The 15,247-nt window shown below is 59.3% G+C and carries 9 protein-coding genes; 2 read left to right on the forward strand and 7 right to left on the reverse strand.

The window, feature by feature from the left end; all coding sequences use genetic code 11:
- Positions 1-193: 193 nt before the first annotated feature.
- Both F475_RS10935 and msrA read left to right on the forward strand, forming a co-directional pair.
- Positions 194-2,887 (forward strand): bifunctional diguanylate cyclase/phosphodiesterase, encoded by a 2,694-nt coding sequence (locus F475_RS10935; protein ID WP_111453902.1) that lies wholly within the window; start codon positions 194-196, stop codon positions 2,885-2,887.
- A 68-nt stretch (positions 2,888-2,955) separates the two neighbouring features.
- A complete protein-coding gene (gene msrA / locus F475_RS10940) occupies positions 2,956-3,603 on the forward strand; it encodes a peptide-methionine (S)-S-oxide reductase MsrA (protein ID WP_018928566.1) in 648 nt (215 codons plus the stop codon).
- Positions 3,604-3,716: 113 nt separating this feature from the next.
- On the opposite strand, the gene F475_RS10945 is transcribed toward msrA, so the two are convergent.
- The 7 genes from F475_RS10945 to putP all read right to left on the reverse strand — a co-directional run bounded on the left by F475_RS10945 (position 3,717) and on the right by putP (position 15,237).
- The gene (locus tag F475_RS10945) at positions 3,717-4,556 is read right to left on the reverse strand and encodes a 23S rRNA (adenine(2030)-N(6))-methyltransferase RlmJ (protein ID WP_018928567.1); all 840 of its coding nucleotides are present in this window, start codon (positions 4,554-4,556) and stop codon (positions 3,717-3,719) included.
- Positions 4,557-4,879: 323 nt separating this feature from the next.
- Positions 4,880-5,203 (reverse strand): hypothetical protein, encoded by a 324-nt coding sequence (locus F475_RS10950; RefSeq protein ID WP_111453903.1) that lies wholly within the window; start codon positions 5,201-5,203, stop codon positions 4,880-4,882.
- Positions 5,204-5,609: 406 nt separating this feature from the next.
- Entirely contained in the window at positions 5,610-5,966 is a 357-nt protein-coding gene (locus F475_RS10955) for a hypothetical protein (RefSeq protein ID WP_028940182.1), read from the reverse strand.
- Positions 5,967-5,968: 2 nt separating this feature from the next.
- Positions 5,969-10,753: an RHS repeat-associated core domain-containing protein gene (locus F475_RS10960; protein WP_111453904.1), complete on the reverse strand. Its 4,785-nt coding sequence runs from the start codon at positions 10,751-10,753 to the stop codon at positions 5,969-5,971.
- Positions 10,753-11,490, reverse strand: coding sequence for a DUF4123 domain-containing protein (locus F475_RS10965; RefSeq protein WP_111453905.1), 738 nt, complete (start codon positions 11,488-11,490; stop codon positions 10,753-10,755). The genes F475_RS10960 and F475_RS10965 overlap by 1 nt, the downstream gene beginning before the upstream one ends.
- Positions 11,480-13,498, reverse strand: coding sequence for a type VI secretion system tip protein VgrG (locus F475_RS10970; protein WP_111453906.1), 2,019 nt, complete (start codon positions 13,496-13,498; stop codon positions 11,480-11,482). The genes F475_RS10965 and F475_RS10970 overlap by 11 nt, the downstream gene beginning before the upstream one ends.
- A gap of 254 nt (positions 13,499-13,752) precedes the next feature.
- Positions 13,753-15,237, reverse strand: a complete 1,485-nt coding sequence (putP, locus tag F475_RS10975) for a sodium/proline symporter PutP (protein WP_018928573.1) — start codon at positions 15,235-15,237, stop codon at positions 13,753-13,755.
- Between the last annotated feature and the right edge of the window lie 10 nt (positions 15,238-15,247).

Genomic DNA, 15,247 nt, shown 5'->3' on the forward strand with positions numbered 1-15,247 from the left:
CAATCTTTTGGCCCACAACATTACTTTTTGACGCCTCGCTGGAGAAAACTGTGCGCCTGCCGACATATTCTTATAGCACTTGGCCTTCATGTCTCTTGTCAGTCGGTGTCGCAATGATGCAACCTTGCCGCAGGCAACAGTAAAGAGGGCGAGAGCCCGGCGCGATCAGCATATTCGAAGCGAGTTTCCTTCAATGAAAAGCCAACCCGATGCCGCCAGCCGTATGGTGGCCGAGGTAGTGACGCAGTTGCCTGTGCCCTCGCGGCTCGGCATGCTGCGTTTCGAACGGCTGAATGAACCAAGCTGGGCGCTGCTGTTTCTCGATCCTAATTGCGAACGACAGTTCGGCCTGCCGGCGGTGGAGCTTTGTGCTCTGGTCGGCTCGCCCTACGCCAGCCTGATGGAGCCCGAAGCGCGCTATCAACTGCATGACACGATCCAGCAGCAACTCACCGAAAGCCCGCATTACCTGATCCGCTACACCTTGCACACCGCCGCCGGCGTTCTGAGCCTGCTGGAACTGGGCGAAGCCTACAAACAACACAATCGGCACCTGCTGCGCGGCTACCTGATGGTGGTGGACGGCCTGTTCGACGGCGAACCCTTGCTGCCGGCGCTGGATCTGGAAACCCAGAACTCACGCCTGCAAATCGCCCTGGAACTCAATCAACGTGCCCAGCAGGAACAACTGCAGCACCTGGACCGGGTGCGCGCCCAGCAAGACCTGATCCTGCTGCTGACCCGCCAGCGCTATAGCACCAACAACTCCCTGCAAGAAGCCGCCGAACTGATCACCCGCAGCGCCTGCGACATCTATGAAATCGACTGCGCCAGCCTGTGGAACCTCGATGGCTCGCTACTGACGCCGATCTCGGCCTATCACCGTGTCACCCGCAATCACCAACTGCCGAAGCCGATCGACGCCAGTGGTTTTCCCGATTACCTCGAGGCCTTGCACACCGGCCGCGCCATCGACGCCCACAACGCCATGCGCGACCCGCGCACCCGGGAAATCGCCGAGTACTTGCGCCCGCGCGACGTCAACGCCATGCTCGACGCCAGCATCCGTGTCGATGGCCAGGTGGTCGGCGTGCTCTGCCTGGAACAGATCGGGGCGACCCGCGCCTGGCAATCGGACGAAATCGCCTTTGCCGGCGAACTGGCGGATCAATTCGCCCAAGTCATCAACAACCACAACCGCCGTACCGCCACCAGCGCCCTGCACCTGTTCCAGCGTGCGGTGGAACAAAGCGCCAACGCCTTTCTGCTGGTCAATTGCGACGGCGTGGTGGAGTACGTCAACCCAAGCTTCACCGCGATCACCCAGTACACCACCGAGGAAGTCCACGGTCAGCGGCTGTCGGAACTGCCGGCGCTGGAAAACCTCAGCGAACTGCTGTTCGACGCTCCGTCCGCGCTGGCCAAAAGCAATAGCTGGCAGGGCGAGTTCAAGAGCCGGCGTAAAAACCTCGAACCCTACTGGGGCCAGTTGTCGATTTCCAAGGTCTACGGCGACAACCGTGAGCTGACGCACTACATCGGCATCTACGAAGACATCACCCAGACCAAGCTCGCCCAGCAACGAATCGAGCGCCTGGCTTACACCGATAACCTGACCAACCTCGGCAACCGCCCGGCGTTCATCCGCAACCTCGATGAGCGCTTCGCCCGAGACAGCGATACACCCATCAGCCTGCTGCTGGTGGACATCGACAATTTCAAGCGGATCAACGACAGCCTCGGCCACCAGACCGGCGACAAACTGCTGATCAGCCTGGCGCGGCGCCTGCGCAACAGCCTGAGTTCGAGCGGCAGTCTGGCGCGCTTTGCCAGTAACGAATTCGCGGTGCTGCTGGACGACACTGACCTCTCGGCGGGCCAGCAGGTTGCCAATCAATTGCTGGCAACCCTCGACAAACCGATGTTCGTCGACAACCAGTTGATCAGCGTCACCGGCTCCGTGGGCCTGGCCTGCGCGCCGCTGCATGGTCGCGACCCACAGACGCTGATGCGCAACGCCGGCCTGGCGCTGCACAAGGCCAAGGCCAACGGCAAACACCAGGTGCAAGTGTTCACCGAAGCGCTGAATGCCGAGGCCAGCTACAAACTGTTCGTCGAAAACAACCTGCGCCGCGCCCTGACCCAGAACGAACTGGACGTGTTCTACCAGCCCAAGCTGTGCCTGCGCAGCGGTCGCTTGCTGGGCATGGAAGCGCTGTTGCGCTGGAACCATCCGGAAAAAGGCATGATCCGCCCGGACCAATTCATCAGCGTGGCCGAAGAAACCGGGCTGATCATCCCGATCGGCAAATGGATCGCCCGTCAGGCCTGCCGCATGAGCAAAGACCTGACCGCCGCTGGCCTGGGCAACCTGCAAGTGGCGATCAACCTGTCGCCCAAGCAGTTCTCCGACCCGGACCTGGTGGCGTCCATCGCCAACATCCTCAAGGAAGAAGCGCTGCCGGCGAACCTGCTGGAGTTGGAACTGACCGAAGGCCTGCTGCTGGAAGCCACCGAAGACACGCACTTGCAGCTCGATCAGCTCAAGCGTCTGGGCCTGACCCTGGCGATGGACGACTTCGGCACCGGTTACTCGTCGCTCAGTTACTTGAAAAAATTCCCGATCGACATCATCAAGATCGATCGAAGCTTCATCCACGAAATCCCCGACAACCAGGACGACATGGAAATCACTTCCGCCGTGATTGCCATGGCCCACAACCTGAAACTCAAGGTCGTGGCTGAAGGCATCGAGACTGCCGAGCAACTGGCCTTCCTGCGCCGCCACCGCTGCGACGTCGGCCAGGGCTACCTGTTCGACCGACCGATCCCGGGCTCCGAGCTGATCGAAAAGCTCAAACGCTACCCGCGCGGCCCAATCGCCTGACAGCGACGTAACACTCGGGCAAACTGGCAGTCTGTATTTACATCTCAACCTGACTGAGAGGACTGATCATGGTTCTGCGCTCGGAAATTCTGGTGAACAAAAACGTGCTCCCGACTAAAGAACAAGCTCTGCCTGGCCGCGAAACCCCGATCAAGGTTCCGGAGAAACACTTCGTCAACGGCAACCCGCTGCTGGGTCCGTTTCCGGGCAACGTAGAATTCGCAATCTTCGGCCTGGGTTGCTTCTGGGGCGCGGAACGCAAATTCTGGCAGCGCGAAGGCGTGTTCAGCACCTCGGTCGGTTATGCCGGCGGCTTCACGCCGAACCCGACCTACGAAGAAGTCTGCTCGGGCCTGACCGGGCACACCGAAGTGGTGCTCGTGGTCTATGAGCCGGAAAAAGTCAGCTACGAACAGCTACTGAAAATGTTCTGGGAACTGCACAACCCGACTCAGGGCATGCGCCAGGGCAACGACATCGGCACCCAGTACCGCTCGGTGATCTACTGCACCAAACCGGAACAACTGGAAGCAGCGAAGAACAGCGCGAAAGTGTTCCAGGCGGAACTGACCAAAGCTGGCAAAGGCATCATCACCACTGAAATCGACGAAGCCCCGACGTTCTACTACGCCGAGGCGTATCACCAGCAGTACCTGGCCAAGAATCCTGAGGGGTATTGCGGGATTGGCGGTACTGGCGTGACGTGCCCGATCTAAATTTCGGACGCTGAAAAGCTTCGCGGGCAAGCCTCGCTCCTACGGTCACACCGACCTGCAGGAGCGAGGCTTGCCCGCGAAGGCGTCCGATTAGACGCAACACATGCAACTGATCAGCTCTCGGCGATCAACCAATCCATCTGCCAGCCACCCTGGGTCTGCCCCAACTTCTTGGACAACCACGGCAGCAACTCACGCAACTCTTCCTCCAGCCCCCACGGCGGATTGGCAATCGCCAACCCCGAACCGTTCAGGCTGTTCGGCGTATCCAGCGGATGCACCAACAACTCCACCCGCAGCAACTTAGGCGCACCCGTTCCGGCCAGATCCTGATAGAAGCGCCGCAACGCCCGCTGATCCTTCACCGGATACCAGATCGCCGCCACCGTCTGGCGCATACGGCCAATCGCCTCTTTCAACGACGCCGCACAACGCTGCATCTCATCAAGCTGTTCGAACGGCGGATCGATCAACATCACCGCCCGCTTCTCCGGCACCGGCAACAACGCACGCGGCACATGCCAGCCTTCGCCCAGGTGAACCTTCACCCGACGATCGCCCTTCATGTTGTCCTTGAGCAGCACACCGTCTTCCGGGTGCTTCTCATTGAGCAACACGCGATCCTGCGGCCGGGTCAAACGCCGCGCCAACTCCGGCGACCCCGGGTAATAGCGCAACTGGCCATCCGGGTTCATCTCGTGCAACACCTTCATGTAATCGGCGGTCAGCGCTGGCAAATCCGGCTGATCCCACAACCGCGCGATGCCTTCCAGGTACTCACCGGTACGACTGGCCTGATCGCCCTGCAGGTCATACAGGCCGATGCCGGCGTGAGTGTCGAGATAAGCAAACGGCTGCTCCTTGCGCGACATCAAGGCGATGAGGCGGGTCAAAGTCAGGTGTTTGAACACATCGGCGTGATTGCCGGCATGGAAGGCGTGACGATAATTCATGGCTGCTCCTGCGAAGGCCGGGAAGTTTACCCTGTACGGCGCAGGACGTCAGGGGTTCGCGGCTGAGCGGGCAAGTACAACCCCAATACCGCGCCAATCCATAAACCCTGTGGCGAGGGGGCTTGCCCCCGTTGGGCTGCAAAGCAGCCCCAAAATATCCAGACCACCCCATAACCTGTGGCGAGGGAGCTTGCTCCCGCTCGACTGCGAAGCAGTCGCCAAACCAAGCCACTCGGTACAGCTGACAAAACGGGATTGCAGGTTTTGGGGCTGCTACGCAGCCCAACGGGAGCAAGCTCCCTCGCCACAAAAGCCACTCGACGTTATTCCGAAGGCCACGCCCGCAACCGCCGCCCCACCACATCCAGCACATCACACCCATCGCGCAATGAAATGGCACAGAGCAAGGCAAAATCACTAAGAATGAAAGATTCACACTCGACCGAACCGCGCATGGACATGTTTTCCAGCACCTGAGTGACGGCGCGAATTCGGTAGCTGGCAGTGTCGGTCAAAATATCCAGCGGCGCGTGGGTATCGACGAATAGCGTGGGCATGTCGGTGCAGTTGCCGGTTAGGGCCATGAAGCGGCTTTTGGGGTGGGGAATTGGTTTTTCGTAGGGTGGGTCGGGGTGAAGATTTTTCATTTTCAAGTTCCAGAGGCAGTAAACAGGAACTGCCATCAGCCTTCCTACAGGCTGGGGTGGCAGCTATGCGCGGGGTAGGAATATCGAGGCCTTTGGAAAACTCGACCACGCCGAAGCGTGCCCGCGCACAACCGCCGCAACTGATATTACGGACGCACGTTAACGGCCGCAAACCAAGCTTCAACGCTAATACATTTCCAACGACTTTGAAGGGTTCCTACACCCCGCCACTGAATTTTCAGTGACCACCAAAGACTATCGATGGAAATCATTTCGCACCAGTTCATGGAAACCGATACGAGTTGAAGGAAACTTCCGACGACCTTGCCCAGAAATTCCGCCAAAAGCATGACAGATTATCAACCCAATAACGTTCGCCTAAGATTTATATCAACAAGACCCAACATTAGAGCTTTACAATTTCAGCTTGATATCGCAACAAACACTCCAAAAGAACCTGCATAAATTTCCGCCGATCCTCAACCTCATCATCAAAGTAAGTAGTTATCTTATCGAAGATCGAATCAAAGCTCTCACCAACCCCCAAATAATAAGTTAACGTATCGATATACCACTCGCGATCACTAGCACTATAGGAAACGAACTCAGGCCTCATAAGTATGTCGAACAGCTCAGCGAGCTCCCCCTCATTATTAACATCCTTAGATACTATGACCTCTTCTCTTTCATCGCTATCTACATTGTCGATATCAAATAGAAAAAGCAGGCCGCGCAAAATTGAAAGCTTTGGGGGACGCTTCATTTTCAAAAATCCGCATAAGTAGTTATTGGAGCACCAGCTCCATTCAATATGGCAACCGCATCTGTTTGCTCCCCATACTCCAATCCGCCTCGCTTGTATCCTTCACCAATTTTCTTACCCATATTCATTGGCTCCTTAGATGCCGCGTGACCATTTCGCCTGAATATTAGCTGAGCACGATGAATAACGTTCAACTGATCTCTATAGCTAATAAAACGTGTTGCGGCACTAGGGATTTTGGGCTGACCAGCCTTCCTTCCGTGTGTGTACCTTTCAATAACGCCAGTTGTGGGGTTCCTTCCCGTCATCACCCGCTGACGTTGAGACTCCAAGCTGGTCTGCTTGCCATGCTTCTCTAGAAAATGAGCACCTTCTGTGGCCTGTTCCATCTCATATAAACGCCGATAAGCATTCGACTCCGCCAGCTCATCAATCCGCGCCCTCCGCTGATCACCTGTCAGCTTCGGCAGCGGCGGCTCACCTTCATCAACCTTAGCGCCAGTCGTATCATCCGGCGCCCCACACCCTGGCTTATTCGGTGGCGGACAATTCCCGCTCAACCCCAACGGATCCACCCACCCCGTCGGATTCGGCGTGTACTGATATTGGTTCAGCCCGCCCGCCAACTTGATCGGATCCGGCGTCAGATACCGACCCACCTCTGGATCATAGTACCGATGCCGGTTGTAGTGCAGGCCGCTCTCGGCGTCGAAGTACTGCCCCTGGAAACGCAGTGGCTGGTCAAGCTGCTCGCCTCCACCGAGTGCCAGATGCGTTACCTTGCCGTAGGCGTTGTACTTCGCCGACCAGACAATCTCGCCACCGAAATCCGTCAGTTCCTGCGGTGTGCCCAGGTGATCGAGCTGGTAGTAGAACGGGCAGGCCTTTTTCGGGCCTTTGCCGTCGAGCATGGCCAGCGGGCGGAAGCTGCCGGGTTCGTAGACGTAGCTGCGGTAATGCTCGCGGCCGCTTTCGGCGACGAGGCTGTCGCCTTGCCAGAAGAATTCGGTGGTGTGGCCGTCAACGGTTTTGGCGATACGACGGCCGAAGGCGTCGTAGCGGTAATTTGAGCAACGACCGTCCGGGGTGGTGACACCGATCAGCCGATGCTGGCAGTCGTAGCGGTATTCGGTGACGAGTTTCTGCGCGGTGCCACGGCGTTCGCGGATCAGGTTGCCGAAGGCGTCGTAGTCGTAATGGCGGTCGCCTTGCATCAGCAGGCGATTGCCTTTGACGGTCGTCGGGCCGGGGCGGTCCTGCATCAGCAGGTTGCCGGCGGGGTCGTGGGCGAAGCTTTCCGGTGGGTCGTCGCGGGTGTGGCGGACGCGGGTCAGCCGGTTCAGCGGGTCGTACTGGTAACTGCGCTGGCCGTGGCGGGTGTCGGCGATGTGGTCGAGATTGCCGTTGAGGCTGTAGGCATAGTCGCGGCGGTACAGGCTTTTTTGCTGTTGACTGACGGCGTGGGCCTTTAGCCGGCCCTGTTCGTCGTAGGCATATTCGCTGAGCAGCAGGCCTTGCTGGCGCTGTAGTTCTCGACCGGATTTGTACGTGTGGTTTGTAAGACGTGTGCCATTAAGGTCGATAGCCGTCAGCGCACCACCCTTGGCGTGGTGGTAGTCGAGCTTGCTGCCATCCGGCAGGCGCAGGCGGTTAAGTTGGCCGCAGGCGTCGTAGGCATAACGCAGCGTGCCCCAGCCCTGATGCTCGGTGATCAGCCGGTCCTGCTGGTCGTATTCGAATTCCAGCGGATGGTCGTGGCCGTCGTCGACGCTGACCAATCGACCGAGGCTGTCGTAGCGGTATTCGACCTGGATGCCGTCGGGCAAGGTTTTGACTAACAGCCGTCCTTCCGCATCCCGCTCGTACCCGGTAACCAGCTGCGAGCCGTCATCGCCGAATTCGGTTTTCTCCAGCAGATGGCCGTTGAGGTCGTAGACGTAGGCGGTGCGGCGGCCGTCGAAACCGGTTTCCTGTCGGATCAATCCGCCGGGTGTGTAGTCCAGCCGATATGTTTCGCCGGATTCATTCTCGATTTCCGTGAGCAGCAGCTGCGCGTTGTCGTAGCGGTACTGGAGCTGGGTGCCGTCGGGGTTGATCCGGCGGCTGACCAGGTGCAGATCGTCGACGTATTCGTAGCGGGTGACGCGGCCCAGTTCGTCGCGTTCAGCGGTGATCTTGCCGTAGGCGTTGTAACTGAACGCCCGGGAGGCCCCGGTAGGCAATGTCGTCTGGATCAGTCGGCCGACGGCGTCCCATTGATACTGGGTGAGCGCACCGTGTTCGTCCTGACGAGTCGTCTGCCGTCCCAGCGCATCGTAGGAAAACGTTCGCTGCCCACCATCTGGCAGTGTTTCCTCAAGCAACTGACCCAAGGCATTCCAGACAAAGACATGCCGACTGGTGTCCGGGTAGCGGACCGACAGCAACCGGCCCTGAGGGTCGTAGTGGTAATGGGTGACCTGACCGTCGGGATCGGTCGCCTCGGTGACATCACCCTGGGCATTGCGCTGGTATTTCCACACCGCCTGACCGCGATAGCGCGCATGCAGGAAACCGTTGCGATACTCGTAGGCCGTCGGTTCGTCTTGCGGTGGAATCAGCGCCACCAAGCGTCCGACGTCGTCGTAACGGTATTCGGTGACGGCCCCCAACGGATCCTGCTCGGCCACCATTCGGCCCTGCTCGTCGTAGGCCTTGAGCTGTTCGCCGCCATCCAGCCCAACCCGGCGCACCAGCCGCGCCCGGTCGTCGTGGACGTAAACCTCTTCGCTGCCATCGATGTTCCGGACGGTGACGCGGCCCTGGTCATCCCAGACATAGCGCGTGTCCATCTGCGCAAACGACGCCCAATGCCGTACGCAGCGCGCCGACTTGCCGGACCGTTCCCACTCCCAGAAGAAACTCGCGCCGCCGGCCAGTTGCCGCTGCAGGATCACATGTTGATCGTCGTAGTCGTAACGCTCGCTTTCGCCGGCGGCGTTGCTCGCTTCGATCAGTTGATCGCGTTCGTCGTAGTGGTAACTGACCAAGGTTTGTTCGGTGTGCCAGGCCTCGGCGAGGATCTGGGCCTGGCGAAAACTTTGGTAGTCGACAGCGATCAGGTGGGCACGGTCGTAGCGCAACAGCAAGGCACGACCGGCGCCGTTGTCGACGCGCTGGATGCGCTCCTGACGATCGCGGGTGATGCGCAAGCGGTTGTCGTAGGCGTCGCTGATCGCCGTCAGCCGACCATTGTGAAAGTGGTAGAACCGCGTGTCGCCACCGGCCTGGGCGAGGATCAGTTCTTCGGGGTCATTGCCCAGGTAAATTGCCGCGCGCGACAGGCTGTTGTGGATCGCCGGGCGTTCGCTGCTCGGCAATGGAAACGTGGTGCGGCGGTTTTCGTGGTCGATCCAGATGACCTGGTCGCCGTCGATTTCCAGCCGATGGGCGAGCGAATGGCTCCAGCCAAAGCCGAGGCCGCAGTCGATCTCGGCGGCGCTGGTGCGGTAGAGCCGGGTGAAGTCAAACGGCAGGAGGCCGTCCAGCGCACCGTCGGTGAGGGTCAGCAGTTCTTCGCCGGTGACCATCGACACCGGGCATTGGTTGGTCGCGGTTTTGTCGACTGAGTCGGCGCTGTCGCCGTTGGGGTTTTTCGCCTGATCCGGGGAATCGTCGTGGTGTTCGTTTTGCTTGAGCGTGGTGTTGCGTTTGGCATCCCAGCGCAGTTGCATCCGGCCTTTTTTCAGGCCCGCCGCAACACCGCGCGCGGCGACCTTTTTGTAGCGATCAACGTACTCCATGAAGTTGTTGATGATCGCAACCATCGACTTCACGAAGCCCATGGCGGCCTGAAAAATCTGTGCGCTGTACTTGGCCAGGCGCACGGTCAGCCAGGCAATGCCAACCCCGACCACACTCAGTACCAAACCAATCAACAGGTCGATGACCAAGCCAACCACGACCTTGGAAATCGCTTCAGCCGAAGACCCGGCCAGTTGCGAAGGTGGCAATGCTTCCAGCCACAAGGTCGCGGTGCGCATCAGCAAGCACAGCGCCGCCTCGTCGCTGGCCAGCAACATGGCCTTTTCCATCTTGTCTGGAGCAGTTACGGCCAGATCGGCAAGTCTGCCGGCGCTTTCACCCAGCTTCTCGGCATAGGCGTTGGGGTCTTTCAGGATATCGGCGAGTTCACCCATGCCATCCCAAACCGCCTGAATCGCCGCCCAACCTCCCGCGAGCGTTCCATTGCCCACCGTCGCCAACGAAGCGGATGCCGATTGCTGCGACCACTGCGGCTTGAACCCTTCCCATTCCTTGCGCAGCCAGCTTTCCAGCTCCTGGGTCAGGCCGTCGTAGGAGGAGAAAAGATCATCGATTTGAGTCGGGGTGACTTCAGTGTGGACATGAACGCGGTAGAACTTGCCGGGCGTGCCTTTGAACTGCCCCTGACCGTTTTCATCGAGTGTGACAGGTGTACTTTCGCCGCCATCATTGGCAATCACATCGACCTGAATGCTCCCCAACGGAATGTCGTAGACCGATTCGAACTTGCTCTCGATCTGCAGAATTCCACTAGCCGGACACTGCGCAAGACCCGAGATAAAATCATCGTCGCCACTGCTCACCGCAGTCGTGGTATTGCCGAGTTTTATCACCCGCTCCATGTCCAACAGCGAAGGCATGTCCATCGCCCGGCTGACCCTGTCCGCATTCCGGCTCAAGAATTTGCCAAGCTGTTGGCGATACAAGACCAGTGTGTCTTTGAAACCGTCGAGCTCCTGCTCGATCCGTACGATCTGATCCATCAGTCCAGCTCCGTCATCAGGTAATCCACCAACGCTGATTTCGGCGCTTGAGGCAGGTCTGGCATCTCAAGAAAGCTCGCGACTTTGTGCCGCAACACGCTTTCGGAGAACGCCTCATAAAGATCAGGGCGGTCCTCGCTCAACCACTTCAGCAGGTTGTTGATATGCGTTGTCGCGGACTTGGTGGCGAGGTGGTTGAGCAGCGATTCAGATACTTCCCACCAGGGGAAATCCCTGGCGGTTTTCAGCGCACTACCACCGATATCCAGTGGCTGACCATTGATCAGGCAACGCCCGATCACCGGCATCAGTTGCGCAGCGTTAACCTCGGCAGACTGCAGAATCGGCAGCACATAGCGCCCATCCCAATAGCGGAAAAACACCGCGTTGCCGTTGGGCATCAGAACGTGTGTGAGGCTGCGCAAATGCTCGACCAACGCCTCTTGAGTGGCGCAAGACACCGCCAGCCAACCCCAATCGCGGGACTCAGTGACGGCGACCCAATCCAGAAACTCACTGTCAGCGGTGACGATTCCGACATAGGGCATCACCGCTTCCCACTCGGCGTAGACAGTGCCGGCCCAGATCGGGCTCGGCGCTTGTGCAGTGATCGAGCGTTGCCAGGTTTTGAACGGCTCAGCGGCACTGGCGCTGCTGAAAATCGCGAACAGTTGCTCCGACGGTTGCAGTGGCTGGCGCTCCAGCCAGGCGCGAGGCGACAAAACATCAGGCAGCACAGACACCGCCCTTGCAGCGCTCACACTCTTCGCAGAACGGCGCGTCGCTTTGCAGGCTGAGAATCTGCGCGGCACTGAGCAGCGCCGCCGGGGCCGCCGCAAGCTTCAACGGCACATCCGGCAAGCTCGGCGCGGAAGCCATGGCCGCCATCGGTGCCCCACCGACCTGAATCGGCACGCTGCTGAAAATCCCGCCGGGGCCGATGTTGATCCACTGCCCGCCCGCCTGAATGGTCGCGCTGGCGCCGCCGTCGATGACCACTTGTTGGCCGGCGCTGACGTGGAATTGCTGACTGGCATTGAGGGCTTGATTGCTCACGCGAATGTGCCGGTCGCCGACCACCACCAGGTGATCGTCCAACCGCACTTCGGTCTGGCGCTGGCCATGGGTGATGCGTTTTTCGTCGGCCTTCAACTCATGGCGGGCGGTGCCGGTGACGACGATGCTGCGCTGGTTATCAACCTGCACCTGTTGATCGTTGAGGACGTGCTGAGTCCAGTTGCGCTGGGCGCGCAGGTAGATTTCCTCGGCCCCTTTGCGATCCTCGATGCGCAATTCGTTGTAACCGCCGCCACCGGGACTGCTTTGGCTGCGGAAAATGCTGCGGGTCTTGTCCGCCGGCAGATCGAGGGGCACAGGCGTCGCGGCGTTGGGCAGGCAGCCCACCACCAGTGGCTTGTCGGCATCGGCATCGATAAACCCCACCAGCACTTCCATGCCGACGCGCGGAATCATCACGCTGCCGTAACGGTCATGAGCCCAGCCAGTGGCGACGCGAAGCCAACAACTGGAGTGTTCGTTGAGCTGACCGTCACGGTCCCAGGCGAGCTGAACCTTGACCCGACCGTACTCGTCGCAATGGATTTCGCTGTCCGTCGGGCCGGTGATTACGCCGGGTTGATAGCCGAGCATCCGTGGCTTTTCCGGGCCCAGCGGTGGGCGAAAAGAAACGTCCCACGGCGTCGCCAGAAACGTATTGCGATAGCCCTGGAAATCATCCGGGCTGTCGCTGGTGGCTGACTCCTCCAGTACCTGCGGTTGACGGCCGCGGTGTTCTATTTCGGTGATCAACCACAGGTCATTCCACGCCTGACGCGGGTGTTCGGCCAGGTATAGGAAATGCCCGCTGACCAATGCGGATTCATCGCCGCGACCTTCGGCCTGACGGTAATCCGCGCTGTGCCGCTCCAGCGCTCGCTGAGTCAGGTGTTTGCCGTGTTCACGGTCGGTGAATTGACCGGGAAAGTGGTAGTCCTCCAGCGCCGGCCGCTGTTCGCTGTCGAGGCGGCTTTCGAGTTGCAAACGCGGTTTCTGGAAGTCGTAGTCGCGACGGGTGACTGCGGTGGTCCGGGTTTCCAGCCGTACATTGAAACGCTTGATCGCCGGCGCATCCGCAGCCATCCCGCTGCCCGGCAGGTACAGCGTCGGTTCGGGCAGACGGGGGAAAACCGTCTGATCATCGCCGAACACCAACAGGTGCCCGTCGGGGCTGTGCTGGAAGTGATAGTGAATGCCGACCTCGGCACACAGGCGCTGGATGAACGCCAGATCGCTTTCAGCGTATTGCACGCAGTACTCGCGATCGGGGTAGTCACTGCCGAGCCGGAACTCGAAGGCGTCGCGCTGGATGCCGTGGTCCTTGAGGATTTGCGTGACGATCGTCGGCACACTTTTGTGCTGGAAGATCCGCTGATTGATACGCCGGTCGAGATACGCCAGACGCGGTACGAGACTGATCTGGTAACCCGTCAGACGGTGCCCGGAATCGCTTTGGCCGACGCGAAAGATCTGACCATGAATACCGGAACCTTGCGCATCGAAACTCAGAAACGCCTGACGATGCAGCAGGCTTTCGAGCTCTATGTCGGGTCGCTCGCTGACCAGTTCCAGGTCAAAACGGTAGGGTTGGCTGATGGCTTCCTTGCCCGTGAACTCAAGCACCTTGAGCTCATTCTGGACGCCGTCGAGGGTCAACGTGAAACGCGGTTGATTGGCAGGCGCGAACATCCGATGTGTCTCTGCAGAATGAAGGCGGGCGATTCTGCATGAGCGACAAGGGGTGTTGATGGAGGGACAAGGAAATCAGATTTACCCTGCTTTTTTAGGGATTTTTCCTTCAAAAAACTGGATAAAGCACTACAGACATTCCTGTCAGAAGCACCACCAAACAAATGTGGGAGCGCAAAAAAAACGGCCCGCCTCCAAAAGGAAGCGGGCCGTTTTCATGTTCGGCGAAAGGTCAGAGCATCAGCTCATCCCCCTCACTGGTTCAGGCGGAAATCCTTTTCGGCTGCAGCGAAGCGCGAAAGCATGCCGCTGGTCGGTGCGCCCATTTTGCTGACGATGTAGATCGCCAGGCTGGCGAAGATGAAACCAGGGATGATTTCGTACAGGCCCAGCAGTTCGAAGTGTTTCCAGACGATCACAGTGGTCGCGCCGACCAGGATGCCGGCCAGTGCGCCGTTGCGGGTCATGTTTTTCCAGATCACGGAGATCAGGACAACTGGACCGAATGCAGCACCGAAACCTGCCCAGGCGTAGCTGACCAGGCCCAGTACACGGTTTTGCGGGTTAGCCGCCAGAGCGATAGCGATCAGCGCAACCAGCAGCACCATGGCACGGCCGACCCAGACCAGCTCAACCTGGGAAGCACTTTTACGCAGGAAGGTTTTGTAGAAATCTTCGGTCAGGGCGCTCGAGCACACCAGCAGTTGGCAGCTCAGGGTACTCATCACCGCCGCCAGAATGGCCGACAGCAACACACCGGCAACCCATGGATTGAACAGGATTTTTGCCAGTTCGATGAACACACGCTCGTGGTTTTCGCTCACCGGCAAGGCCAGGGCTGGGTTTGCCGAGAAGTAAGCAATGCCGAAGAAACCTACGGCGACGGTGCCGCCCAGGCACAGGATCATCCAGGTCATGGAGATGCGACGAGCGTTGGCGATCGACTTGACCGAATCCGCCGCCATGAAACGCGCCAGGATGTGCGGCTGGCCGAAGTAGCCAAGACCCCAGCCCATCAGCGAAATCACGCCGATGAAGGTGGTGTTTTTCAGCATGTCGAAGTTGCTTGGGTCTTGCGCTTCAATGGCCAGGAACGTGGTGTCGATGCCGCCAGTGGCCAGCAGCACGATGATCGGCGTCAGCAACAGGGCGAAGATCATCAACGTGGCTTGTACGGTGTCGGTCCAGCTCACTGCCAGGAAACCACCAACGAAGGTGTAGGCAATCGTCGCCGCAGCACCGGCCCACAGCGCGGTCTCGTAGGACATGCCGAAGGTGCTTTCGAACAGACGGGCACCGGCCACGATGCCGGAAGCGCAGTAGATGGTGAAGAACACCAGGATCACGACCGCGGAGATGATCCGCAGCAGGCCGCTTTTATCTTCGAAACGGCTGGAGAAGTAGTCCGGCAGGGTCAGCGCATCGCCGTTGTGCTCGGTCTGCACACGCAGACGGCCGGCGACGAACAGCCAGTTCAGGTAAGCACCGACGATCAGGCCGATGGCGATCCAGCTTTCGGAAAGACCGGACATGTAGATAGCGCCCGGCAGGCCCATCAACAACCAGCCGCTCATGTCGGAAGCACCGGCAGAGAGTGCGGTCACGACGCTGCCCAGGCTACGGCCGCCCAGAATGTAGTCAGAAAGGTTGTTGGTGGAGCGATAGGCCATGAAGCCGATCAGCACCATTGCTGCGATGTAGATCACGAACGTGATCAGGGTTGGATTGCTTACGCTCATTGAGTTACGC

This window comes from Pseudomonas sp. URMO17WK12:I6 (assembly GCF_003253625.1).
In the GTDB taxonomy this organism is placed as follows: Bacteria; Pseudomonadota; Gammaproteobacteria; order Pseudomonadales; family Pseudomonadaceae; genus Aquipseudomonas.

Excerpts from the sequence above, each read along its gene's own strand:
- F475_RS10935 (WP_111453902.1), top strand. The coding sequence starts at position 194 with ATGAAAAGCCAACCCGATGCCGCCAGCCGTATGGTGGCCGAGGTAGTG.
- msrA (WP_018928566.1), top strand. The coding sequence starts at position 2,956 with ATGGTTCTGCGCTCGGAAATTCTGGTGAACAAAAACGTGCTCCCGACT.
- F475_RS10945 (WP_018928567.1), bottom strand. The coding sequence starts at position 4,556 with ATGAATTATCGTCACGCCTTCCATGCCGGCAATCACGCCGATGTGTTC.
- F475_RS10950 (WP_111453903.1), bottom strand. The coding sequence starts at position 5,203 with ATGAAAAATCTTCACCCCGACCCACCCTACGAAAAACCAATTCCCCAC.
- F475_RS10955 (WP_028940182.1), bottom strand. The coding sequence starts at position 5,966 with ATGAAGCGTCCCCCAAAGCTTTCAATTTTGCGCGGCCTGCTTTTTCTA.
- F475_RS10960 (WP_111453904.1), bottom strand. The coding sequence starts at position 10,753 with ATGGATCAGATCGTACGGATCGAGCAGGAGCTCGACGGTTTCAAAGAC.
- F475_RS10970 (WP_111453906.1), bottom strand. The coding sequence starts at position 13,498 with ATGTTCGCGCCTGCCAATCAACCGCGTTTCACGTTGACCCTCGACGGC.
- putP (WP_018928573.1), bottom strand. The coding sequence starts at position 15,237 with ATGAGCGTAAGCAATCCAACCCTGATCACGTTCGTGATCTACATCGCA.